The sequence below is a fragment of the Micromonospora sp. NPDC050980 genome (genome assembly GCF_040653835.1).
Taxonomy (GTDB): domain Bacteria; phylum Actinomycetota; class Actinomycetes; order Mycobacteriales; family Micromonosporaceae; genus Micromonospora.
This window is the reverse complement of record NZ_JBFAGS010000012.1, coordinates 22,917-46,772: the sequence shown is the minus strand read 5'-3', so window position 1 is coordinate 46,772 and position 23,856 is coordinate 22,917. Positions and strand designations below refer to the sequence as shown.

Genomic DNA, 23,856 nt, shown 5'->3' with positions numbered 1-23,856 from the left:
TAACGCTTAACGGCTGCCACTCGCGCCGCCCGGACAACGGGCCGGCGACGATCGGGACAGCCGCGTTCACCGTTGCGCCTCTCGCCTTCGCCGAGGGGTGGAGCCGTCGGCCACGGCCGCCCCGGCCGCGTCCGCCGCCTCGCCCGCGAGGCCGTCCCGACCGAGCAGGAACTGCTCGACGAGATGGTTCCAGTCGCAGCCGGGGCAGACCTCCACCACGAACACCTGGAACTCACGCAGCGTCATGGCCAGGACGGGCAGCTCCGCCCGGGTACGCGCCTGGCCGGCCGACTGCTTGAGTTCGTCACCGTAAATGTAGTGGACGTGGATCAGGTTCTCGCTACGGCAGATCGGGCAACGGTGGTCGGTCGGCTCGCCGTGGAAGCGGGCGGCGTTCTTCAGGTACGGCGAGGCGTCGCAGACGTCGTACGTGCCGATCCGCCCGGCGAGGAGTTCACGCAGCACCGCTCGCTTCTGGAGCGAGTAGTCGACCATCTGGCGCTGCGTACGCATGCGGCAAAGGGTACGCGCTCCGGCGAACCGAGGCGACCACGGTCACGATCGGTGATGACCGCGTCGCGTAACCGGGGGTTTGCCCTGGCCACCCCCGTCCGCTAACGTGCGATGTATCGGCCCGATACATCGCGGTGGTTAGCGCTCCGCGCAGGGGGAAAGAAGGGATGGCGCGCCCGTGCTCGAATTCGCCATCCTGGGCCTCCTCCAGGAGGCTCCGATGCACGGCTACGAGCTGCGCAAGGAGTTGACCGCCAAGCTCGGCGCCATCCGGGCGGCGATCAGCTACGGCTCGCTCTACCCGACCCTGCGCAGGTTGCAGGCGGCGGGGTGGATCACCGAGGCCGCCGAGACACCCGCGACCGCCGAGGAGGTTCCCGCGCTGACCAGCCGACGTGGTCGGGTGGTCTACACCATTACCGCGGAGGGCAAGGAACGCTTCGCCCAGCTGATAGCGCAGGCTGGACCCGAGACGTACGACGACACGGGCTTCGGCGTGCACTTCGCGTTCTTCGCCCGGACCGACCAGGCCACCCGGCTCCGGATCCTGGAAGGTCGTCGTCGCAAGATCGAGGAACGTCGCGAGGGTCTTCGTGACGTGCTCGGCCGGGCAGCCGAGCGCCTCGACGCGTACACCCTGGAACTGCAACGCCACGGGCTCGACGCCTGTGAGCGCGAGGTCCGCTGGCTGGAGGAGCTCATCGCCAACGAGCGCTCCGGCCGGGCCCCGACCGCTCCGCAACCCGGTGCGGCCGGTGGCCGAGGAGACAACGACAGCCCGCCCACGCCTGGCCCGTCCAGGACAGAGCGGCCGTGATGAAGAAGAAGGAGGCAGACGCTATGGGCTCCGTCCGCGTCGCCATCGTCGGTGTGGGTAACTGCGCCTCGTCCCTCGTGCAGGGCGTGGAGTACTACCGGAACGCCGACCCGAACGACCGCGTCCCGGGTCTCATGCACGTCACCTTCGGCGACTACCACGTCTCGGACGTGGAGTTCGTCGCGGCGTTCGACGTGGACGCCAAGAAGGTGGGCATGGACCTCGCGGAGGCGATCGTCGCCAGCGAGAACAACACCATCAAGCTCTGCGACGTGCCGCCGACCGGCGTCAGCGTGCAGCGCGGCCCGACCTTCGACGGTCTGGGCCAGTACTACCGCGAGATCGTCGAGGAGTCGGACGCCGAGCCGGTCGACGTGGCCCAGGCGCTGCGCGACGCGCAGGTCGACGTGGTCGTCTCCTACCTGCCGGTGGGCTCCGAGCAGGCCGACAAGTTCTACGCCCAGGCCGCGATCGACGCCGGCTGCGCGTTCGTCAACGCCCTGCCGGTCTTCATCGCCTCGGACCCGGAGTGGGCGCAGAAGTTCACCGACGCCGGCCTGCCGATCGTCGGTGACGACATCAAGAGCCAGGTCGGCGCCACCATCGTGCACCGCGCGCTGGCGAAGCTCTTCGAGGACCGCGGGGTCGAGCTGCTGCGCACGTACCAACTCAACTTCGGCGGCAACATGGACTTCATGAACATGCTGGAGCGCAACCGCCTGGTCTCCAAGAAGATCTCGAAGACCCAGTCGGTGACCTCCCAGATCCCGCACGAGATGCAGAAGAGCGACGTGCACATCGGGCCGTCCGACCACGTGCCGTGGCTCGACGACCGCAAGTGGGCGTACATCCGCCTGGAGGGCCGCTCCTTCGGCGACACCCCGCTCAACGCGGAGCTGAAGCTCGAGGTGTGGGACTCGCCGAACTCGGCCGGCGTCATCATCGACGCCGTCCGGGCCGCGAAGATCGCGCTGGACCGGAAGATCGGCGGCCCGATCCTCTCCGCCTCCTCCTACTTCATGAAGTCCCCGCCGCAGCAGTACGCCGACCACGACGCGCACGCCGCCGTCGAGGCGTTCATCGCCGGTGAGGTCGAGCGCTGACGCGCCGAGCAGAAAGATGCAGGAAGGCCGGGTCCGCGCGGACCCGGCCTTCCTCGCTCGGGTAGGTCAGGACCAGGCACGGCGCAGCGCCACGGCCGCCTCCAACTCCAGCAGGGTCACCTTGCGCGGCAGCCCGCCGCCGAAGCCGACCAGCTTGCCGCCCGCCCCGACGATCCGGTGACAGGGCACGATCACCGGCACCGGGTTGCGGTTGCAGGCCACCCCGACCGCCCGGGCCGCGCCCGGGTCACCGAGCGCCCGGGCCACCTCGCCGTAGGTGGTCGTCTCTCCGTGGGGGATGCGGGTCATCTCCCGCCAGACCGCACGCTCGAACTCCGACCCCCGGGGCGCCGACACCGGCACGCCGAACTCGGTCAGCTCGCCGGCGAAGTAGGCCCGCAACTCCGCCACGGCCCGCCGGGCCAGGTCGTCGCCGGGCTCTTCGTCGGCCGAGGCCACCCGGCCGAAGTGCGCGCCGCGCACGGCGTCGGCGTCGGTGCCGACGGAGAACTCCCCGATCGGCGAGTCGAGCACGGTCCAGCGCATGCCGCCCATTGTCGCGCGGCGGGCAAAGTTTCCCCCGCCCCGGGCGTCGGAGAGACGGAGGTGGACGGTGGCCGAGGTCGACGGGGAGTTCACCGCGTTCGTCAACGAACGGGGAGCGGTCCTGCTGCGGGTCGCGTACGCGCTGGCGGGCAATCAGCACGCGGCGGAGGACCTGCTGCAGAACGCGCTGGCCAAGGCGTACGCCCGGTGGCCGCGGATCCGCGGCGACGCGGAGCCGTACGTGAAACGGATCCTCTACCACGACCAGGTCTCCGGCTGGCGGCGGCGCGCGCGGCGCGCGGAGGTGCCGGTGGCGGACCTGCCGGAACGGCCGGCGGCGGGTGACGACAGCGACCTGCGGCTGCTGCTGCGCGACGCGCTGCGCGCGCTGCCGCCCCGCCAGCGCGCCGTGCTGACGCTGCGCTACCTGGAGGACCTGAGCGTCGAGCGGACCGCGGCGATGCTCGGCTGCCGGCCCGGCACCGTGGCCAGCCAGAGCGCGAAGGCGCTGGCCCGGCTCCGGCAACTCGTGCCGGCGCTCGACGAGCTGACCACCACGACGGAGGTGACCCGATGAGCACCTCGCTGGACGAGACGCTGCGGACGGCGGTGCGCGACCTCGCCAGCGACGCCGCGCCCGCGCCGGACCTGGCGTCGCGGGCGCTCGGCCGGGGCCGGCGGCTGCGCCGCCGACGGCGGATCGGCACGACCGTCGCCGCGCTGGTCGCGGTGGTCGCGGTGACCCTGCCGTTCGTGCTGCTGCGCCCCCGCCCGGCTCCGCCGCCCACCACGCCCACGACGCCGCGGCTCTCCGCCACCCCCTCGCCCGCGCTCCGCGCCGCACCCGGCCCGGACTGGGCGGAACGGCCACTGGTGCTCCCCGGCGACTGGGTGGTCACCCGGGCCCAGACGGCGGATGGCTCCGGGAGCGGGTTCCTGCTCGACCGTGGACGCGGCCGGTACTTCGCCACCGACCGCTACGACGGCATCTTCCCGGCGCCGACCGGCTCCCTCGTCGCGGTCCGGGACGACGGCCGGCCCCGGGAGATCGGTCTGTTCGACCTCGCCACCGGGAAGACCCGCTGGTACGAGGTGGGCCGTGCGCTGACCGCCCCACGCTGGTCGCCGGACGGCCGGCGGCTGCTGTTCACCACCAGGCAGGTCGACCACTTCGGCTTCGTCGTGCTCGATCTCGACGGCACGAGGAAGACGCATCCGGTGGGCGAACTCGGCTGGCCGTGCGCAGACCGGTGCGAGTTCACCTGGACGCGCAGCGGCCGGGAGGTGGCCCTGGCGCTGAGCAAACAGAAGTCGGAGGCCTGGCCCCGGGACCTCCCCAAGGGCGTGCAGCTCCTGTCGGCCGACGACGGCCGACCCACCCGCCTGATCGACATGCCGGGGACGCCGGTCGGCCCGAACGCCTGGTCGCCGGACGGGACGCTGGTGGTGGTCCAGGGCCAGCAGGAGCCGTTGCTCGTGGAGACCACGACCGGCCGGGTGGTGAACCCGCTGCCCACCGCCGACGTCGCCTGGGTCACCGCCGACCGGTTGCTCTACCGCCGGCCGCTCGGCGCGCGCGACTTCGTGCTCGCCGACACCACCGGCCGGGAACTGGTCCGCCAGCCGCTACCGAGGCAACTGGTCAGCTTCGAGCTGACGATCGTGCCGCGCTGAGCGGTCGCCCGGCGGAAGCTGGCGGTTCGCTGCACGTAGTCGATGTTGCGCGACACCGCTACCGTGCAGGTCGTGGCCACCGGGACGCTCATCTTCCTGATCATCGGTGGGGTCGGTGTCGGTGTGCTGACGCTCGCCCTGCTCGGCTCGGGAGTGCTGCACCTCGGCCATCCGGACGTCGACGGGCCGGTGTCGCTGGAGGCGGTGGCCGGGTTCACCGGCGCGTTCGGCTTCGGCGCCGCGATCGTCAACGAAATGCTCGGGGGGCGTACCCCCGGGGTGATCGCGGCGGCGGCGGCCGGCGGTGTTCTCGCCGCCGTGCCCACCGGCTGGCTGGCGACCCGGTTGAGCCGCGCGGCCCGCAACATGCGCACCGACGCCACCCCCACCCGGGACCACCTGACCGGCGCGATCGGCCTGGTGGTGACCCCGATCCCCAACGGCGGCTACGGCGAGGTCCGGGTGCGTCTCGCCGGCCAGCCGGTCAAGCTCAACGCCCGGGCCGACCGGCCCATCGGAATCGGCGCCCGCATCTTCGTGGTCGAAGCGCTCAGCGAGACCAGCGTGCACGTCGAAACCTACTGACTTCCTCCACAACAGACGGGAACCCCCATGCCCCTGCTCGTCGCCATCGGCGGCGCGGTCCTCCTCGCCGTCCTGCTCGTCCTGTTCGTGCTCTCCCGGATCAAGGTGGCCGGGCCGAACGAGGCGTTCATCGTCACCGGCCGCAAGGGCCGGACCACCCAGACCGCCGACGGCATCCGATCCACCGACATGTCCGGCCAGAAGGTCGTGCTCGGCGCCTCGGTCTTCGTGCTGCCGGTCGTGCAGAAACTGCAGTCCCTCGACCTGTCCAGCCGCCGCATCGACGTCGGGATCCGCGGCGCGGTGAGCAAGCAGGGCATCCGCGCCGACCTGCACGGTGTCGCCATCGTCAAGGTGGGCGGCACCGAGGACGCGATCCGGGCCGCCGCCCAGCGCTTCCTGCACCAGCAGGACGAGATCGACAACTTCACCCGGGAGGTGCTGGCCGGCGCGCTGCGCTCGATCGTCGGCCGGCTCACCGTCGAGGAGGTCATCCGGGACCGCGCCGCGTTCGCCAGCGCGGTCGCCGAGGAGGCCGAGCACTCGATGACCAACCAGGGGCTGGTGCTGGACACGTTCCAGCTCCAGGACATCCTGGCCGAAGGCTCCTACCTGGCCGACCTGGGCCGGCCGGAGGCCGCCCGGGTGCTCAAGGACGCCGCCATCGCCGAAGCCCGCGCCCGGCAGGCCGCCGAACAGGAGCGGCTGCTCGCCGAGGAGGCGATCGCCGAGGCGAACCGGAACCTGTCGCTCAAGCAGGCCGGCATCCAGGCCGAGATCGACGCGGCGAAGGCACGCTCGGCCGCGGCCGGGCCGCTCGCCCAGGCCGAGCGGGACCAGGCGATCCTCTCCGAGCAGCAGAAGGTGGCCGAGCGCAACGCCGAGCTGAAGCAGCGGCAGCTCGACACCGAGGTGCGCAAGCCGGCCGACGCCCAGCGGTACAAGGTGGAGCAGGAGGCCGAGGCCGCCCGCAACGCGGCGGTGCTGCGCGCCGACGCCGAGCGGCAGGCCACCATCGCCGCCGCCCAGGCGGTCGCCGAGCAGTCCCGGCTCACCGGTGAGGGTGAGCGGGCCCGCCGGGCCGCGCTGGCCGAGGCGAACGCGATCGAGGGCGCCAAGGAGGGCGAGGCGGAGCAGCGCCGGCGGTCTGCGATCGCCGAGGCGGTCGAGCGGGAAGGTCAGGCCGAGGCCGCGGCCATCCTGGCCAAGGGTGAGGCGGAGGCCGACGCGATGGCCCGCAAGGCCGAGGCGTTCGCCGCGTACGGCGAGGCGGCGGTGCTGGACCTGCTGGTCAAGGTGCTACCCGAGGTGGTCGGCGCGGCGAGCGCCCCGATCGGCGCGATCGACAAGATGACCGTCATCTCCACCGACGGTGCCTCGTCGCTGACCAAGTCGGTCGCCGGCAACGTCGCCCAGGGTCTCCAGCTCGGCAGCGACCTGACCGGCATCGACCTGGCCGGTCTGCTCGCCCGGCTGGGCAGCGCGCACACCAACGGCAAGAGCACTGTGGACGGCAGCACGGTCAACTCGTGACCAACGACGGCGCCCGCCGGTCTCCCCTCGGGGAGCCGGCGGGCGCCGTTATGTGGGTGGTGCGGCTCAGAGCGCGGCGACGACGAACTTCTCGCCGTTGCCCAGGCCCAGGTTCGCGCTGTTCCAATTGACGACGCGGCCGGCGATGAGCTGGCTGCCCCCGGTGCTGCCGGCGGTGACCGCCTTGCCGTTGGCGTTCGCCCGCAGGTAGACCGAGCCGTCGGCGTTGTAGTCGAGGAAGTCGAAGACCTCCCAGGCGCCGGCCGTAGCGGCCCGGGCGATCAGCGGCTTGCCGCCGCCGCTCTCGGCGGTGACGAACTTCTTGTTGACCAGGGCACGTAGTGCGAAGTAGCCGTCGCCCACGCTGACGACCTCGTACTTCTCCCAGGCGCCGACGGTCGCGGACCGGGCGATCAGCGGCTTCGTGCCACTGGACTCCGCGGTCACGTACCTGCCGTTGGCCACCGCCCTGATGCCGACCACCGGGGCGGCGGCGTCGAAGTCGAACTTCTCCGCCGTGCCGATGGCGGTCTTGCTGGCGATCAGCGGGCTGGTGGTGCTCGGTGCGGTGACGTACCGGCCGTTGACCGCGGCCTTCAGGCTGATACTGCCGTCGTTGTTGGCGACGATCTGGAACTTCTCCCAGGCGCCGATCGCGGCGGACCGGGCGATCAGCGGCTTGGTGCCGCTGCTCTCGGCGGTCACGTACTTGTTGTTGGCCTTCGCGCGCAGCGCGTAGAAGCCGCTGCCGGCGTCCACCACGTCGTACCTCTCCCAGGCGCCGGCCTCGGTGCCGCGGGCGACCAACGGCTTGGTGCCACTGCTCTCCGCCGTCACGTAGCGGCCGTTGCCCCGGGCCTTGAGCCCGTAGGACTCGCGGGCGACCACGGCGTCGCCGACGTGCAGGAGCCGGTCGACCGAGCCCATGGTGTCGTGCACCGCGCCGGCGATGCTGGTGTCCACGATCGAGTCGCGGACCTGCTGCGGGGTCCAGCCCGGATGCGCTTCGAGCAGCAGCGCGGCGGCGCCCGCGACGTGCGGGGAGGCCATCGAGGTGCCGCTCATCGACTCCGTGCCGGCGGCGGTGCCGGCCTTCGCCGACACGATGCCGGTGCCCGGCGCGTAGGTGTCCAGGCACGGGCCGAAGTTGGAGAACCAGGCCCGCAGGTCGATCCGGTCGGTGGCGCCGACGGTGATGGCGGCCGGCACTCGTGCCGGCGAGGAGGAGCAGGCGTTCTTCCAGTCGTTGCCGGCTGCGAGCGTGTAGGTGACGCCGGCGGCGACGGAACGCTCGACCGCGTCGTCGACCGCCTGGTTAACACCGGGGAAGCCCAGGCTCATGTTGGCCACGGACGGCCCGGTGGCGTGCGCGGTGACCCAGTCGATGCCGGCGATCACCTGCTCGCTGTCGCCGCTGCCGGTGCAGTCGAGCACCCGGACCGCGACCAGCTTGACGTCCTTGGCCACGCCGTACTTCGTGCCGCCGATGGTGCCGGCCACGTGCGTGCCGTGCCCGTCGCAGTCCTGCGCGACGTCGTCGGACTCGATCGCGTCGTAGCCGTTGACGGCCCGCCCGCCGAAGTCCTGATGGTCGACGTCGATGCCGGTGTCGATGACGTACGCGGTCACCCCGGCACCGGTCGCCGGGTAGGTGTAGCGACCGTCGGCTTTCGGCTTGGCCTGGTCGATCCGGTCCAGGCCCCACGGCGGGGTGGTCTGGCTGCCGGTGGCCGTCGCCCGCTGGACCTGCTCGACGTACGCGACGTCGGGGTCCGCGGCGAGTCGCTCGGCCTGCCGGCGGTCCATGCTGGCGGAGTAGCCGTGCAGCGCCCTGCCGAACACCCGGCGGACGGAGCCGCCGTGCTCGCCGGCGAGGGCCGACGCGGCGGACTTCACCTTGGCCGGGCTGGCCTTGCCGTCCTTGAGGACGACGATGTAGCGGCCGGGCACCGCCTGGGCCGTGTCGGCGCCCCGGACCGGGGCACGCCTCGGCCCGTCCGGCGCGGCCAGGGCGGGTCCGCCGGTGGCGGCGCAGAGGATGGAGGTGGCGGAGGTGAGGGCGAGCCCCACGAGCGCGGAGCGGCGCAGGGCGCCGTGACGTGACACTGAATGGTCTCCCCGTGTCCAGCGGCCGTCCGGGGTGGACGGGCGGATGCGATCAGGACAGCCGCGCCCGTCGGGTCGGGGGGCTGGTGATGACCAACATCATGCGGGAGAGATCGACCGGAACACGTCATCCGTTCGGTCGACACGCCGGCGTATCGTCGTCAACTTTTCGCCGGGACCGGGCGGTCAGCCGACGATGCCCTCGGCGCGCGCCCAGCGCAGCAGCTCCGCCTCGGCCTCGTCGCGGTCCAGCGGCCCGCGCTCCAGGCGCAGCTCCTTGAGGTGCGCCCAGGCGCGGCCGACCACCGGCCCCGGCGGCACGCCGAGCAGCTCCATGATCGCGTTGCCGTCCAGGTCCGGCCGGACCCGGGCCAGGTCCTCCTCGGCCGCGATCCGGGCGATCCGCTCCTCCAGCGCGTCGTAGTCGGCGGCGAGCTGGGCCGCCTTGCGCCGGTTGCGGGTGGTGCAGTCGGAGCGGGTCAACTTGTGCAGCCGGGACAGCAGGTCACCGGCATCGGTGACGTACCGGCGCACCGCCGAGTCGGTCCACTCGCCCCGCCCGTACCCGTAGAAGCGCAGGTGCAGCCCGACCAGCTTGACCACCTGGGAGGTGACGTCCTTGGGATAGCGCAGCGCCTTCATCCGGGCCTTGGTGAGCCGGGCGCCCACCACCTCGTGGTGGTGGAAGCTGACCCGGCCGTCCGCGCCGACCGCCTTGGTGTCGGGCTTGCCGACGTCGTGCATCAACGCGGCCATCCGCAGCACGAAGTCGCAGCCGTCGGGCTCCATCGACATGGCGTTGGTGACCACGGTGAGCGTGTGCTCGTAGACGTCCTTGTGCTGGGCGTGCTCGTCGATGGTGAGCTTGAGGCCGGTCAGCTCCGGCAGGAAACGCTCGGCCAGGCCAGTGTCGACGAGCAGCCGCAGCCCGGTCACCGGGTCGGCGCCGCACAGCAGCTTGGTGAACTCGTCCCGGATCCGCTCGGCGGTGATCCGGTCGAGGTCGGCGGCCATCGCGGTCATCGCCGCACGGACGTCGGGGTGGACGGCGAAGCGGAGCTGGGCGGCGAACCGGGCCGCCCGCAGCATCCGCAGCGGGTCGTCGCGGAACGACTCCTGCGGCGTCCCCGGGGTACGGATGATCTTGGCGGCCAGGTCGGCCAGGCCGCCGTACGGGTCGGTGAACCCGTGCTCGGGAAGGCTCACCGCCATCGCGTTGACGGTGAAGTCGCGCCGCTTCAGGTCCTCGACGAGGCTGGTCCCGTACCGCACCACCGGGTTGCGGCTGACCTGGTCGTAGACCTCCGCCCGGAAGGTGGTGATCTCCAGGGTGAGCCCGTCGCGCTGGCAGGCGATGGTGCCGAACTCGCGCCCGGTCTCCCAGATCGACTCGGCCCAACCCCGGACCACCCGCACGGTCTCGTCCGGGTGGGCGTCGGTGCAGAAGTCGAGGTCGTTGCCGAGCCGACCGAGCAGCGCGTCCCGGACGGACCCGCCCACCAGGTGCAGTTCGTGACCGGCGCGGGCAAAGCGCCGACCCAGCTCGTCGGCGACCGGGGAGACGCGGAGCAGTTCGGCGACGGCGTTGCGCTGCGCGGCGGTCAGCTCGTGGCGTTCGGCGGCGGACGCGGAGGCGGAGGCTTCGGACATGGGAGCGCCAGCCTATCGGGCCGAGGGTGGATCGACCGCGCCGGGCGCGGGTAACGGGCCCGGGGTGACTAAGGTTCCGGTTGGCGGGGCCGGCGGGCCCGGTTCCGGCGTACCCCCTTGGAGGCTGGCAGATGAGCGGCGGCGGGCTCTACCGCAGCGCGAACGCGCACGGCGGCGGCCGGCCGCCGGACGACGGTGCCACCTTCATCTCGGCCGAGCCGCTGAACCAGCCCGGCGTCGAGGCGGTCGCGCCGCCCCAGGAGGTGGTCGGCGAGACCAGCGCCGCGGCGAACAGCGCGGTGATGGCGATCGGCAGCCTGGTCAGCCGGGGTACGGGCTTCATCCGCAACCTGATGATCGGCGCGGCGCTGGGCGGCGCGCTGGTCGGTGACGCCTACACCACGGCGATCTTCCTGCCGAACCAGGTCTACGAGTTCCTGCTCGGCGGCGTGCTCACCAGCGTGCTGATCCCGGTGCTGGTTCGGCGGCGCAAGGCCGACCCGGACCGGGGCGAGGCATACTCCCAGCGGCTGCTCACCCTGGCCGTGCTGGCGCTGGCCGCCGTGGCGCTGATCGCCATGGCCGGGGCGTCGGTGTTGACCGCCATCTACGCGGGCGGCAAGGACCAGAACTACCAGGACCTGGTCACCGGCCTGTCCTACCTGATGCTGCCGATGCTGTTCTTCACCGGCGTGAGCGCGCTGATCGCCGCGGTGCTGAACACCCGCGGGCACTTCGCCGCCCCGATGTGGGCGCCGATCCTGAACAACCTCGTGGTCATCGCGGTCTGCGGCATCTACATCGCGGTCTTCGGCGCCAACATCATCCAGCCCGGCGAAATGAGCGGGGAACGGATCCTGCTGATCGGCGGCGGCACGCTGCTCGGCGTCGCGGTGCAGACCGCCGGCCTGCTGCCGGCGCTGCGCAAGGTCGGCTTCCGCTGGAAGTGGCGGTTCGACTTCCGGGCGCTCGGGCTACGCGAGCTGGCCCGGCTCGGAGGCTGGATGTTCTGCTACGTCGGGGTCAACCAGCTCGGCCTCTTCGTGGTGGTCAACCTGCTCACCCGCGCCGCCGGTGGCAACAACGCCGGCCTGCTGATCTACAACAACGTCTTCCTGCTGCTGATGATGGCGCACGGCATCATCGCGGTTTCGATCATCACCGCGCTGATGCCCCGGATGAGCGCCGCCGCCGCCGAGGGCCGCTTCGCCGACGTCACCGCCGACCTGTCCCGGGGCACCCGGATGGTCACCGCGGTGCTCGCCCCGATCGCGGTCTGCTACGCGGTGCTGGCCGGGCCGATCTCCGTGATGGTGTTCCGCTACGGCGCGTTCAACGGCGACAACGCGGTGGCCACCTCGACGGTGCTGCTGGTGGCGGCGCTCGGCCTGGTGCCGTTCGCAGTCAGCCAGCTCTTCACGTTCGCCTTCTACGCGCTGCCGGACACCCGCACCCCCGCGCTGGTCAACATCCCGGTGGTGATCCTGCGGGTGCTGCTCCAGGTGGGCCTCTTCCTGATCTTCTCGAACACGTTCGCGGCGGCCGGGATGATGCTCGGCAACGCCGTGTCGTACCTGGCCGCGGCGATCATCTCGGCGATGCTGCTGCGGCCCCGGGTGGGCCGGATCGGGCTGGGTCGGATCATGAAGACCCTCGGTCGGGTGGTGGTCGCCGCGCTGGGCGCCGCGCTGGTCGGCGCGCTGGTGGTGGCGGTGCTTCCCGGCGACCCGGAGGGCCTGAGCCGGCCGGCCGCGGCGGTCCAACTGGTGATCGGCGGCGCGGCGATCGGCGGGACCTACCTCGGGCTGGCCATGCTGCTGCGGATCGGCGAGATCACCGAGGTGGTGGGGATGGTGCGGCGGCGGCTCGGGCGCTGAACCGGCGCCGGGTCCCTCGTGACCGACGGTGAACGAGGATCACCAGGCTGGGGATACGGCTGTGGATAACTCGGGATTCCGCCGTCCAGTGGGCCTCTCGGCCTGTGGACAACCAACCGTACGGACGAGGGTGCCCAGGCCGGGACGGGGAAAGCACCGGCGCGGCGCACCGGCACGCCGGTGCGCCGAGCACTTGCCGTCAACCTCTAGATTGGCGGTGCGTGTCCGCGGTGACTGGCTACCCGCCGGCTGCGGCGGGAAGATGACATGTCGGAGAACCGGGCATCCCGGGTAAGGTCGCACTCGACGGGTACGTCCGGCGTCGACGTCGACCGTGCCGGTTCCACCGAAGCCAGAGCGGGAAACGACATGCCCAGCAACACGGGTTCATCGATCGACACGATCACCGAGGGAGGACGGGTGACCCAGGTCGGCGAGGGTCAGGAAGCGGAGGAAACCTCTCCGGCGGTCGTGACCCTCGGTGCTCCCACCGTCGGTGAGCTCCTTGCCGAGCGCTACGAGCTGGTCGAGCACATCAACAACGACAGCGCCGGCCGGCTGGTCTGGCGCGGCGTCGACGTGGTGCTGCGCCGGCCCGTCGCGGTGGTCCTCCGCTATCCGGGTGGCGACTCCGCCACCGAGATGCTCCAGGCCGCGGTCGCCGCGAGCCGGGTCATCCACCCCAACCTGGTCGGCGTCTACGACGCCATCGACGAGGACGACCGGGCCTACGTGGTCCGCGAGTGGGTCGACGGCCAGTCGCTGCGGGAGATGGTGGCCGCCGACGGCCCGCTCGACCCCGCCCGCGCCACCGCGATCGGCAACGCCGTCGCCAGCGCCCTGGCCGCCGTGCACGCCACCGGCATGGTGCACGGCAATCTCCACCCCGGCACCGTGATGATCAGCGACGACGGCCGGGTGGTGGTGGCCGACGCGCGCACCGACGGTGCGGACAGCCAGGAGAGCGACCTGCGGGCCGTCGGCGGGGTGCTCTACTACGCCCTGACCGGGCACTGGCCGCACGGGGAGGCGCCGCTGCACGGCGCCACCGCCGGGCACGGCCGGGCCGCCCTGCCCGATGCCGTCCGGGACTCCGCGGGCGGCATCGCGGCGCCCCGACAGGTGCGCGCCGGCGTGCCGGCCTACCTCGACGACCTCACCATGGACCTGCTCGACCCGGAGATCGCCCCGCCCTCGTCGGACGTGCTGTCCGCCGAGTTGAGCCGGCTCGACATCCCGGCCGACGAGCAGTTCCTGGAGCAGGCCGGCCCGCTGCGCTTCACCGCCGACCCCGGCGAGGAGCCGTCGCCGCTGGCCGCGGCCGGTGGCCGCAAGGTGGCGTTGGGCATTGCCGGTCTGCTGGCGGTGGCCCTGGTCGGGCTGTTCATCGGGATCAACGTGCTCGGTGGTGGCGGCGACGGTGACAAGGAGCCGGTGTCCCAACCGTCCACCGCCCCCACCACCGGCGGCGGCAGCGCCGAGCCCGCCCCGCCGGTGGCCCGCAAGCTCACCATCCAGGACGTCCGGATCGTCGACCCGGACAGCAGCAAGCGGGACGAACTGGACGGCGTCGAGAAGGTGATCGACGGCGACCCCGACAAAGGTTGGGAAACCGACACCTACACGACGGCCAAGTTCGGCAACTTCAAGCAGGGCATGGGCGTCTGGATCGACCTGGGCTCCCCGCACACGGTGAAGTCGGTCCAGGCCACGCTGTCGTCCAGCGGCGCCTCGTGCGAAGTGCGCGCCGGCACCAAGGAGTTCCCGTCCACCTCGAAGGGCGACAAGGATCTCCTCGCGGCCTACGGCACGGTCATCGGTCAGCCCTCCGACGACTCCGGTTCGGTCGTGACCTTCAGCGGGTTCGACCCGGACAAGAGTTATCAGTACCTGCTTTTCTGGATCACCGAGCTGCCGGAGAAGGACAGCGGCGGGTGGAAGCTCGGTGTCCAGGAGATCACGGTCCAGGGCTCGTGAGCCGCCCGCCGTACCCCCCGCGCCACCTCCCCCGGACGTGGTGATGGCGGGTCCCGGCGCGCGTACCTCCGGACCGGCGGCCGGCGACGGGCCGCCGGCCCGGTCCGACCTGGAACTGCTGCGGGCCCACGTCGACGGCGACCGGGACGCCTTCACCGAGCTGTTCCATCGGCACCGCGACCGGCTCTGGGCGGTGGCCCTGCGGACCATAGCCGACCGCGAGGAGGCGGCCGACGCGCTCCAGGACGCGATGCTGTCGGCGCACCGCGCCGCGGCCCGCTTCCGCGGTGACTCGGCGGTCACCACCTGGATGCACCGGATCGTGGTGAACGCGTGCCTGGACCGGATGCGGCGGCGCCAGACCCACGCCACCGTCCCGCTCCCCGACGGGGTGCACGACGACGCAGGGCACACCGGCGGGGTGGAACCGGCCGCACCGGTCCGTGACCATGACACCGCGCTCGTGGTCCGGCAGGCCCTCGCGGCCCTGCCGGCGGAGCAGCGCGCGGCGCTGGTCCTGGTGGACGTGCAGGGCTACCCGGTGGCCGAGGTGGCCCGGATCCTCGGCGTCGCCGAGGGGACGGTGAAGAGCCGGTGCGCCCGCGGGAGGGCCCGGCTCGCCGTGGTCCTCGGGCACCTGCGTACCGGCTCGGACGAACCGACGGACGTGCCCCGGGTCACGGCCGGGAACCGCCGACCGCCCGAGGGCGTCGGATCCTCGTCGGGGCGTGCCCGACCGGACGCCAGCCAGGAGGAGCCGTGAGTTCCCGCCAGTTCAGCGAGGTCGACCACGACCTGCTCGCCGACTATCTCGGCGGTGCGCTGGACGGCACCCCCGAGCAGGCCACCGTGGCCCGGCTGATCGACCAGGACCCGGCCTGGGGCGAGGCGCACGACGCCCTGTCCCGCGCGCTGGACCTGGTCCACACCGATCTGGCCGCCTGGGCGGCGGAACCCGCACCGGAGCTGCCGGTGGCGGTCGCCGACCGGATCGTGGCCGCGCTCGCCGGCGCCGGTCCCGCTCCGACCGCCGACCAGGTGCCCGACCCGACCGGCCGGGAGGCGACCAGGGCCGCCGTGCCGGCGCAACCCACCCGGTCGACCCGCCCCTCGTCCCGCCCCGAGCACCGCACCGGGCCGGGACGGCGGTCGCGGCGCTGGGCAAGGGTCGCCGGGCCGGTGGCGCTGGCCGCCGCCTCGGTCGCCGCGGCGGGCCTCGGCGTCGGCTGGTTGACGAACGCGGGCGACCGGGGCAGCAGCACGGCCGATCAGCCGGCCGGCGGGGCCGCACCGGCCGCCGGCGCCCCGTACCGGACCACCGGGCCGGCCGTGCGCAGCGGCACGGACTGGACGCCGGAACGGTTCGCCTCGGGCGCTCCCACGAAGGGCTCGATCCGGCCGGACATGGCCGGGCCGTCGGGTGCGGCGGGCCGAGACCTGGAAACCCCCTTCGCCACCTCCCAGAAGAACCGCCTGAGCGCCCCCCGGCTGGACCGACTCGACCGGCCCGAGGCGCTGGCCGCCTGCCTGACGGCGATCGGCGTCGAGCACGGTGCCACGCCGCTCACCATCGACCTGATCGACTACGCCCGGTTCCGGGGCGAACCCGCGCTGGTGGTCACGTTCTCCGACGCCGGCGGCACCCGCTGGGGCTGGGTGAGCGGCCCCGAATGCGGCGTACCCGGGTCCGGCGCGGACACCCGGTTCCGCACGCGGGTAGGGTGAAACCGCGGTCATCGGGGCCCGTCCCGCCGCGTGACCTGACCCACCGCAGGACCGGCTCGGGAATCCCCGCTTCGTACGATGACGTTCAGCAAGTCAGGCGCCGGCGCCTCGCGAGCCGCCGGCACGGGATCGACATCGGTGCGCGCCGGTGACGAACACACACATCGGGAGACGGCAGTGGACGAGGTCCGCAACCTGATCATCATCGGCTCCGGGCCGGCCGGCTACACCGCCGCGGTCTACGCGGCACGCGCCAACCTCAAGCCGCTGGTGATCGAGGGAGTGCAGTCCGGTGGCGCGCTGATGACCACGACCGAGGTGGAGAACTTCCCCGGCTTCGCCGACGGCATCCTCGGCCCCGAGCTGATGGACAACATGCGCAAGCAGGCCGAGCGGTTCGGCGCCGAGTTCCTCACCGACGACGCGACGCGGGTCGAGTTGAAGGACACCGGCGAGATCGGTTCCGACGCGGTGAGCACCGTCTGGGTGGGCGAGACCGCCTACCGGGCGCACGCCGTGATCCTCTCCACCGGCTCTGCCTGGCGTCCGCTCGGGGTGCCGGGCGAGCAGGAATACCTCGGCCACGGGGTGTCGTCCTGCGCCACCTGTGACGGCTTCTTCTTCCGCAACCAGCACATCGTGGTGGTCGGCGGCGGCGACTCGGCCATGGAGGAGGCGAGCTTCCTCACCCGTTTCGCCGAGTCGGTGACGATCATCCACCGCCGCGACTCGTTCCGGGCCAGCAAGATCATGGCGGAGCGGGCGCTGGGCAACGAGAAGATCAAGGTCGAGTGGAACACCACCGTCGAGGAGATCCTCGGCGACGACGGCAAGGTCAGCGGCGTACGGGTGCGTAACGTGCACACCGGCGAGAACAAGGTTCTCGACGTCACCGGCGTCTTCGTGGCGATCGGCCACGACCCGCGCAGCGAGCTGTTCCGTGGCCAGGTCGAGATGGACGACGAGGGTTACGTCAAGGTCCAGGCGCCGAGCACCCGCACCAACGTGCCGGGCGTGTTCGCCGCCGGCGACGTGGTCGACCACACCTACCGGCAGGCCATCACGGCCGCCGGCACCGGATGCGCCGCGGCGCTGGACGCCGAGCGGTTCATCGCCACCCTGCACGGCTGAGAATTTTCACGAGGAGAAGGGGTCACAGTGGGAGCAACCAAGGCGGTCACGGACGCGAGCTTCGCGAGCGACGTGCTGAAGTCCGACAAGCCGGTCCTGGTCGACTTCTGGGCGGAGTGGTGCGGTCCGTGCCGCAAGGTCTCGCCGCTGCTGGAGGAGATCGCCGGCGAGATGAGCGACCAGGTCACCATCGTGAAGCTCAACATCGACGAGAACCCCGAGACCGCGCGCACCTACCGGGTGATGTCCGTGCCGACGCTCACCATCTTCAAGAACGGCGAGCCGGTGCAGTCGATCGCCGGCGCCAAGCCGAAGGGCGAGCTGGTCAAGCTCATCGAATCGGCGCTCTGAGGCCGTACCCCGACACCGCCGGAACCCCCGTCACCCCGCCCGGGTGACGGGGGTTCCGGGCTTCCTGACCTGCGCGAACCCGATCCGGGGAGTGACCGGTCACGGTACGCTCCGTAGGCGTCCGTCGGAGTTCCGGTCCACCAGCTTCCGAGCAGAGGGGGTCGTCGTGCGTCCGATCCGACCCGGTGACCGGGGCCCCGCGGTGGCCGAGATCCGCACCGTCCTCGCCGGCCTGGAACTCCTTGCCGCCGACGGCCGGGCCGACGACTACGACGCCCAGACGGAACGCGCGGTCCGCGCCTTCCAACAGTCGCGCGGCCTGAGCGTCGACGGACGCGTCGGTGCGGAGACCTGGCGGGCGCTGGACGCGGCCCGCTGGCGGTTCGGCGCCCGCGCCCTCTACCACGCCATCGGCGAGCCGCTGACCGGCGAGGACGTGCGCGCACTCCAGGAACGCCTGCTCGAGATGGGGTACGACGTGGGCCGCGCCGACGCCGTCTACGGCATCCGCACCTCCCGCGCGGTGGCCCAGTTCCAACGCGAGATGGGGCTGAAGCCGGACGGTTCGTGTGGCCCGCACACCGTCAACGCGCTGCGCCGCCTCGGCCGCAAGGTGGTCGGTGGCCGGCCGCAGTGGCTGCGCGAGTCCGACGCCATCCGCCAGGCCGGGCCGGCGCTTGTCGGCCGCACGGTGGTGATCGACCCGGGCCACGGCGGCACCGACCCGGGCGTGGTGGTGCCCGACGGTGCGCTGCGCTGGAGCGAGGCCGACCTCGTGCACGACCTGGCCAGCCGGCTGGAGGGCCGGCTCGCGGCGGCCGGCGTCCGGGTGCAGCTGACCCGCGGCCCGGCGCCGCTGACCTGCCTGCCGGACGCGGACCGGGCCCAGCTCGCCAACTCGCTCGGCGCCGACGTGTTCATCTCCCTGCACACCGACGGGTACGCCAATCCGGAGGCCGACGGGGTCGCCACCTACCACTACGGCACCGACAACGGCGTCACCTCGGCCACCGGGGAGCGCCTGGCCGGGCTGGTGCAGCGGGAGATCGTGGCCCGCACCGGGCTACGCGACTGCCGCACCCACGCCAAGGCGTGGGACCTGCTCCGGCTCACCCGGATGCCGGCGGTCCGCGTCGAGCTGGGCTACCTGACCTCACCGCGGGACCGCAGCCGGCTGGTCGACCCCCGGTTCCGGGACCGGGTGGTCGAGGCGATAGTGGCCGGGGTGCAGCGGATGTACCTGCCGATCGAGCGGGACGTGCCGACCGGCTCGATCGACGTGCGCGAACTGCGGGCGATCGTGGCCGCCGGCACCGTTGTCGACTGAGCCGGTCAGATCGCCGAGCGGGTGGCCGGCGCCGGCCGGACCGGGCGCAGCAGCGTCTCCGGGCTCATCGAGCCGAGCAGCTTCTCCAGCGCGTACTCGACGTCGGACTTCCAGCTCAGCGCCGTGCGCAGCTCCAGGCGCAGGCGCGGGTAGCGGGGATGCGGCCGGACCGTCTTGAAGCCCACCGACAGGAAGAAGTCGGCCGGCGCGAGGCAGGCCCGGTTCGGAGCGTCGGCGTCGTCGCCGAACTTGGCGTCACCGAACGCCTCGATCGCCTTGATGCCCCGCTTGGTCAGGTCGCGGGCGACGCCCTGCACCAGCATCCGACCCAGGCCCCCGTCGGCGAACGCGGGCACCACGTGCGCCGTCGTCAGCAGCGCCGCGTCCGCCGAGACCGGCGAGGTGGGAAACGCCATCGAACGCGGAACGTACGCCGGCGGGGCGTACATGACGTAACCGGCCGGCATCCCGTCGACGTAGACCAACTTGCCGCAGGAGCCCCACTCCAGCAGCGTCTGGGAGACCCATGCCTCCTTTTCCAGGCCGGGGTCGCCCGCCGCGCAGGCCCGCTCGGCGGAGACCGGATCCAGCTCCCAGTAGACGCAGTCGCGGCAGGATCGAGGGAGGTCCTCCAGGGTGTCCAGGGTCAGGCTGACCAGACGTCGCGACATGAGCGCACCCACCAAACAGTCTCGGAGCGTCGGCCACCGCGGTGACCCGCCGCCCTCCTGCTCCCGACGAGCGATCGTACGCTCCCGCCCGGCGGCGCGGGAGAGGACGCGCGAACGCCCACCCGGACGGCGGACCGACGGTCCGGGATATGGACGTGTCCACTCGGCGGGTTCCGCGCCGGTCACCAGGGACTACGATCGACCAATCGGCCGCGTGCCGCCATTGGACGCCGGCATCGCGGGTACCACACCGGGCGGCAGCCCCGCCGACACCCGATCGAGGTGATGTCATGACCGGCACGACGCTCGACGACTACACCGACCGGTACGCCCGGCGTGTGCGGGGGATGACCGCCTCCGAGATCCGGGCGCTCTTCGCGGTGGCCAGCCGGCCGGAGGTCGTGTCACTCGCCGGCGGGGCTCCGTACATCGCCGCGCTGCCGCTCGACGCGGTCGGCGAGATGCTCGGCCGGCTCGGCGCCGAGCACGGCGCCACCACCCTCCAGTACGGCATCGGCCAGGGCACCCTGGAGCTGCGGGAGCGGATCTGCGAGGTGATGGCCCTCTCCGGGATCGACGCGGCCTGCGGCGCGTCCCCGGAGGACGTGGTGGTGACCGTCGGCGGCCAGCAGGCGCTCGACCTGGTGGCCCGCCTCTTCCTGGATCCGGGTGACGTGGTGCTCGCCGAGGGCCCGACGTACGTCGGCGCGCTCGGGGTGTTCCAGGCCGCCCAGGCCCAGGTGGCCCATGTGCCGATGGACGACGAGGGTCTCATTCCGGAGGCGCTGGAGGTCGCCATCGCCGACCTGGCCCGGGCCGGCCGGCGGGTGAAGTTCCTCTACACCATCCCGACCTACCAGAACCCGGCCGGCGTGACGCTGAGCGAGGAGCGGCGGGAGCGGGTGCTCGACATCTGCGAGCGCGCCGGGCTGCTCGTGGTGGAGGACGACCCGTACGGTCAGCTCGGGTTCTCCGGCGAGGCGCCCGCGCCGCTGCGGGCCCGGCGCCGCGACGGGGTCTTCTACCTGAGCACGTTCTCCAAGACGTTCGCGCCCGGCCTGCGGGTGGGCTGGATCCTCGCCCCGCACGCGGTCCGCGACAAGCTGGTCATCGCCAGCGAGGCGCAGATCCTCTGCCCCAGCGTCTTCGCCCAGTCCGCCGTCTCGACGTACCTCGCCACCATGCCCTGGCGGGAGCAGCTCAAGATCTACCGGGAGGTCTACCGCGAGCGCCGGGACGCGCTGCTCGACGCGATGGCCGACCTGATGCCCGAGGGGACGACCTGGACCACGCCCGCCGGCGGGCTCTTCGTCTGGGCGACCCTGCCGGAGGGGCTCGACGCCAAGGCGATGATGCCGCGGGCGGTCGCCGCCCGGGTGGCGTACGTGCCGGGCACCGGCTTCTACGCCGACGGGACGGGCACCGGCAACATGCGGCTCAACTTCTCCTTCCCGTCGCCGGAGCGGATCCGCGAGGGGGTGCGCCGGCTGGCCGGGGTGATGGAGCAGGAGATCGCCATGCGGAAGGTCTTCGGGGCGATCGGCGGCACCGGGCCGCGCCGTCGCCAGGGCGGCTCGGACACGCCCGGCCCCGACTTGGCATGATGCCCGCATGGCCGTCAGCCCTGCCGCACCGACACCCGTGACCGGATCCTCCACCGACGAGCTGCACGTGCTGGTGCTCGCCGGCGGTCTCTCCTACGAGCGGGACGTCTCGCTCCGGTCAGGCCGCCGGGTGCTCGACGCGTTGCGTGCGGTCGGCGTCGAGGCGGAGCTGCGGGACGCCGACGTCGCGCTGCTGCCCGCGTTGACCGCTGACCCGCCGGACGCGGTGGTGATCGCGCTGCACGGTGCGACAGGCGAGGACGGCTCGCTGCGCGGGGTGCTCGACCTCTGCGATGTGCCGTACGTCGGCTGCGACGCCCGCTCCTCCCGGCTCGCCTGGGACAAGCCGTCGGCCAAGGCCGTGCTGCGCGAGGCCGGCATTCCCACGCCCGACTGGGTGGCGCTGCCCCACGACCGCTTCTCCGAGCTGGGCGCGGTCGCGGTCCTGGACCGGATCGTCGACCGCCTCGGCCTGCCGCTGATGGTCAAGCCGGCACAGGGCGGGTCCGGGTTGGGCGCCGCCGTGGTCCGGGAGGCCGCGTCGCTGCCGGCCGCGATGGTCGGCTGTTTCGCGTACGACCAGACGGCGCTCGTGGAACGCTACGTGCCCGGGATGGACGTGGCGGTCTCCGTGCTCGACCTGGGCGAGGGCCCGCAGGCTATGCCCCCGGTCGAGATCGTGCCCCGTAACGGCGTCTACGACTACGCCGCCCGCTACACGGCCGGGCGCACCACCTGGCACGCGCCGGCCCGGCTGGACGCCTCGGCCACCGCGCGGGTGACCGAGGTGGCGTTGGCCGCGCACACCGCGCTCGGCCTGCGCGACGTGTCCCGGGTCGACCTGATCGTCGACGCGGAGGGCCAACCGCACGTGCTGGAGGTCAATGTCTCCCCCGGGATGACCGAGACCTCGCTGCTGCCGCTGGCGATCCAGGCGGCCGGCCTCGACTTCGGTCGGGTCCTGGGCACGCTGGTGAGTCGGGCCGCCGGTCGCCGCCGGCCGAGCTGACTCAGCCGGCGGGGTTCGTCCGGGGCACCGCGCTACCCGCACCGTTCGACGGCGCACCTCCCGGTCCGGCGGTGCGCTCAGTCCGGTCGCCGACCCGCTCCGCCCCGGTCCCGCCGGTTCCGGCGGGGCCGCCGCCACCGACCGGTTCCCTGTCCCCGACCGGTTCCCTGTCCCCGGCCGAGCCCGCGTCCCCGGCCGAGCCCGCGTCCCCGGCCGAGCCCGCGTTCCCGGTCGGCATCGCGTTCCCGGTCGGCATCGCGCTCCCGGTCGAGTCGGCGTTCCCGGTCGGCATCGCGTTCCCGGGCGCGCCCGCGCCGGGATCCGGCACCGCGCCGCTGGTCGAGCGCCTGGCGCGGGTTGCGCCTCCGTCGTCGCTCGCCGCGGCGTCGCCATCGCCGTCGCCCACGGTTCCGCCCTGCGCGGCAGCGCGCGTGGCTGCGTTGCCCGGCCCGGTAGTCACCTGGCCCGGCTCGGCACCCGCCGTGTCCTCCTCCGTCGGGGCGGCTTCCGGGATCTCGTCCGCCGCCTCGATCACCGACGCGACCTCCTCCTCGGGCTCCTCGGCCGCGCTCGCCGGTGACGGCGAGGAGAGACTCGACGGCGCCTGCCACCGGATGCGCGGGGGCTCGGCGAGCGGGCGACCGCCGAACTCGGCGAGCCACGCGGCCACCATGGCCAGATTCTCCCGCCACTGCTCCTCGCTGATCGGCGGCAGGATCGAGTCCCAGAGCGACAGGAACGTGCCACGCAGTTGCAGTCGCCCGTACGGCCGGGCCAGGAACCACATGTGCAGGTGCGCGGAGCCGTCGCCCCATCGGTTGACGTGCACGCGGGCCACACCGTCCAGCGAGCGGATGGCCCGCTCCAAGCGGACGGTCATCACACCCAGCTCGGCGGCGAGCAGGTTCGGCAGGTCGCCGAGGTCGAGGTGGGAGCGGGACTCCAGAATCAGGACCATGGGTAGCCCGGTGGGCCGGTCCATGGTGCGGACCCGCCATCGCTCACCGACCCAGATGTACGCCTCGTCGGGCGCGTTGCAGGCGGTGCACTCCCGGTCCGCCTCACCCCGACGGGGAGGCTCGACCGGAACGGGATCGTCGAGCTGCTTGACGCGGATCTCGCCCTCGAACGGGAAGGAGGGCCACTGGGTGAAGTCCGGGACTGAGGGAGGGGTGTCCTGCACGACGCTGACCCTAACCGAGTTGGCGACGCCTGTCCCTACCTGTGTCCGCCGCAGATCCACCGACGCCAAATGATCCACAACGTGTTGTCCACCGCGTTGTCCACAGGGTGCCGAGATCACCACCACAGCGCGTCATCCACAGCTCAGTAAGGGTTTTCGCCGCTTGTTTCACGTGAAACAGTGCGACCCTGTGGACAACCGCTGTGGATAACTCCGGGGTTCGCCGGCCCCTTCCTCCCAACGATCGAGTCGTCGCTACCGCACCGGGTCGAGCCCTCGAATGTCCCGTGGTCCGCACCACCGACCCGCGGTCGATCCGCTGCCGAACCGGTCCGGCGCGTTTCACGTGAAACGGAGCGCCAGCGGGGCTGTCCGGCCTCGTTTCACGTGAAACCGCTCGGCTCCGTGGTTGGCGGACATGGGCGATCCCGCCACTCGGACACCTCGGTCCGTCGAGTCCGCTGCCGGGAAGGC

Annotated in this window: 21 protein-coding genes; 15 read left to right on the top strand and 6 right to left on the bottom strand. The window is 72.5% G+C overall.

Annotated features, from left to right (window positions below):
• Window positions 1-66: 66 nt before the first annotated feature.
• Window positions 67-513 (bottom strand): DUF5318 domain-containing protein, encoded by a 447-nt coding sequence (locus tag AB0H28_RS19155; RefSeq protein ID WP_358041548.1) that lies wholly within the window; start codon window positions 511-513, stop codon window positions 67-69.
• A 178-nt stretch (window positions 514-691) separates the two neighbouring features.
• Between AB0H28_RS19155 and AB0H28_RS19150 the strand changes: the two genes are divergently transcribed.
• Window positions 692-1,330 (top strand): PadR family transcriptional regulator, encoded by a 639-nt coding sequence (locus AB0H28_RS19150; RefSeq protein WP_358041545.1) that lies wholly within the window; start codon window positions 692-694, stop codon window positions 1,328-1,330.
• Between the two features lie 23 nt (window positions 1,331-1,353).
• Complete coding sequence (locus tag AB0H28_RS19145) at window positions 1,354-2,433, top strand: inositol-3-phosphate synthase (protein WP_358041542.1); 1,080 nt, start codon at window positions 1,354-1,356, stop codon at window positions 2,431-2,433.
• Between the two features lie 66 nt (window positions 2,434-2,499).
• On the opposite strand, the gene AB0H28_RS19140 is transcribed toward AB0H28_RS19145, so the two are convergent.
• The gene (locus tag AB0H28_RS19140) at window positions 2,500-2,979 is read right to left on the bottom strand and encodes a methylated-DNA--[protein]-cysteine S-methyltransferase (RefSeq protein WP_358041539.1); all 480 of its coding nucleotides are present in this window, start codon (window positions 2,977-2,979) and stop codon (window positions 2,500-2,502) included.
• A gap of 67 nt (window positions 2,980-3,046) precedes the next feature.
• On the opposite strand from AB0H28_RS19140, the gene AB0H28_RS19135 reads away from it, so the two are divergent.
• The 4 genes from AB0H28_RS19135 to AB0H28_RS19120 are packed head-to-tail and all read left to right on the top strand — an operon-like array spanning window position 3,047 to window position 6,771.
• Complete coding sequence (locus tag AB0H28_RS19135) at window positions 3,047-3,556, top strand: SigE family RNA polymerase sigma factor (protein WP_358041536.1); 510 nt, start codon at window positions 3,047-3,049, stop codon at window positions 3,554-3,556.
• Window positions 3,553-4,653, top strand: coding sequence for a hypothetical protein (locus AB0H28_RS19130; protein WP_358041533.1), 1,101 nt, complete (start codon window positions 3,553-3,555; stop codon window positions 4,651-4,653). Before AB0H28_RS19135 ends, AB0H28_RS19130 begins: the two co-directional genes overlap by 4 nt.
• A 42-nt stretch (window positions 4,654-4,695) precedes the next feature.
• Window positions 4,696-5,238: a hypothetical protein gene (locus tag AB0H28_RS19125; protein WP_358041530.1), complete on the top strand. Its 543-nt coding sequence runs from the start codon at window positions 4,696-4,698 to the stop codon at window positions 5,236-5,238.
• 27 nt (window positions 5,239-5,265) lie between these two features.
• Window positions 5,266-6,771, top strand: a complete 1,506-nt coding sequence (locus AB0H28_RS19120) for an SPFH domain-containing protein (RefSeq protein WP_358041527.1) — start codon at window positions 5,266-5,268, stop codon at window positions 6,769-6,771.
• Window positions 6,772-6,837: 66 nt separating this feature from the next.
• Here AB0H28_RS19120 and AB0H28_RS19115 read toward each other — a convergent pair whose 3' ends face one another.
• Window positions 6,838-8,877, bottom strand: coding sequence for a S8 family serine peptidase (locus AB0H28_RS19115; protein ID WP_358041524.1), 2,040 nt, complete (start codon window positions 8,875-8,877; stop codon window positions 6,838-6,840).
• A 186-nt stretch (window positions 8,878-9,063) separates the two neighbouring features.
• Entirely contained in the window at window positions 9,064-10,527 is a 1,464-nt protein-coding gene (locus AB0H28_RS19110; RefSeq protein ID WP_358041522.1) for a CCA tRNA nucleotidyltransferase, read from the bottom strand.
• Window positions 10,528-10,658: 131 nt separating this feature from the next.
• Between AB0H28_RS19110 and murJ the strand changes: the two genes are divergently transcribed.
• From murJ to AB0H28_RS19075, 7 genes are all read left to right on the top strand, one after another.
• Entirely contained in the window at window positions 10,659-12,404 is a 1,746-nt protein-coding gene (murJ, locus tag AB0H28_RS19105; protein WP_358041520.1) for a murein biosynthesis integral membrane protein MurJ, read from the top strand.
• Window positions 12,405-12,773: 369 nt separating this feature from the next.
• On the top strand, window positions 12,774-14,381 hold the full coding sequence (locus AB0H28_RS19100; RefSeq protein ID WP_358041517.1) for a protein kinase family protein: 1,608 nt from the start codon (window positions 12,774-12,776) through the stop codon (window positions 14,379-14,381).
• A 43-nt stretch (window positions 14,382-14,424) separates the two neighbouring features.
• Entirely contained in the window at window positions 14,425-15,144 is a 720-nt protein-coding gene (sigM, locus tag AB0H28_RS19095) for an RNA polymerase sigma factor SigM (RefSeq protein ID WP_358041515.1), read from the top strand.
• The gene (locus AB0H28_RS19090; protein WP_358041512.1) at window positions 15,141-16,106 is read left to right on the top strand and encodes a hypothetical protein; all 966 of its coding nucleotides are present in this window, start codon (window positions 15,141-15,143) and stop codon (window positions 16,104-16,106) included. The genes sigM and AB0H28_RS19090 overlap by 4 nt, the downstream gene beginning before the upstream one ends.
• Window positions 16,107-16,283: 177 nt before the next feature.
• Window positions 16,284-17,237 (top strand): thioredoxin-disulfide reductase, encoded by a 954-nt coding sequence (trxB, locus tag AB0H28_RS19085; RefSeq protein ID WP_358041509.1) that lies wholly within the window; start codon window positions 16,284-16,286, stop codon window positions 17,235-17,237.
• A 27-nt stretch (window positions 17,238-17,264) separates the two neighbouring features.
• Window positions 17,265-17,588, top strand: a complete 324-nt coding sequence (trxA, locus tag AB0H28_RS19080) for a thioredoxin (RefSeq protein WP_181570986.1) — start codon at window positions 17,265-17,267, stop codon at window positions 17,586-17,588.
• Window positions 17,589-17,754: 166 nt separating this feature from the next.
• Entirely contained in the window at window positions 17,755-18,915 is a 1,161-nt protein-coding gene (locus AB0H28_RS19075; RefSeq protein WP_358041506.1) for an N-acetylmuramoyl-L-alanine amidase, read from the top strand.
• A 5-nt stretch (window positions 18,916-18,920) separates the two neighbouring features.
• Here the strand turns inward: AB0H28_RS19075 and AB0H28_RS19070 are convergent, their stop codons facing one another.
• Window positions 18,921-19,586 (bottom strand): GNAT family N-acetyltransferase, encoded by a 666-nt coding sequence (locus AB0H28_RS19070; protein ID WP_358041503.1) that lies wholly within the window; start codon window positions 19,584-19,586, stop codon window positions 18,921-18,923.
• Between the two features lie 290 nt (window positions 19,587-19,876).
• On the opposite strand from AB0H28_RS19070, the gene AB0H28_RS19065 reads away from it, so the two are divergent.
• Complete coding sequence (locus tag AB0H28_RS19065) at window positions 19,877-21,190, top strand: PLP-dependent aminotransferase family protein (protein WP_358041500.1); 1,314 nt, start codon at window positions 19,877-19,879, stop codon at window positions 21,188-21,190.
• 7 nt (window positions 21,191-21,197) lie between these two features.
• On the top strand, window positions 21,198-22,199 hold the full coding sequence (locus tag AB0H28_RS19060) for a D-alanine--D-alanine ligase (protein WP_358041497.1): 1,002 nt from the start codon (window positions 21,198-21,200) through the stop codon (window positions 22,197-22,199).
• Window position 22,200: 1 nt separating this feature from the next.
• Here the strand turns inward: AB0H28_RS19060 and AB0H28_RS19055 are convergent, their stop codons facing one another.
• Complete coding sequence (locus AB0H28_RS19055) at window positions 22,201-23,157, bottom strand: hypothetical protein (protein WP_358041879.1); 957 nt, start codon at window positions 23,155-23,157, stop codon at window positions 22,201-22,203.
• Window positions 23,158-23,856: the final 699 nt, after the last annotated feature.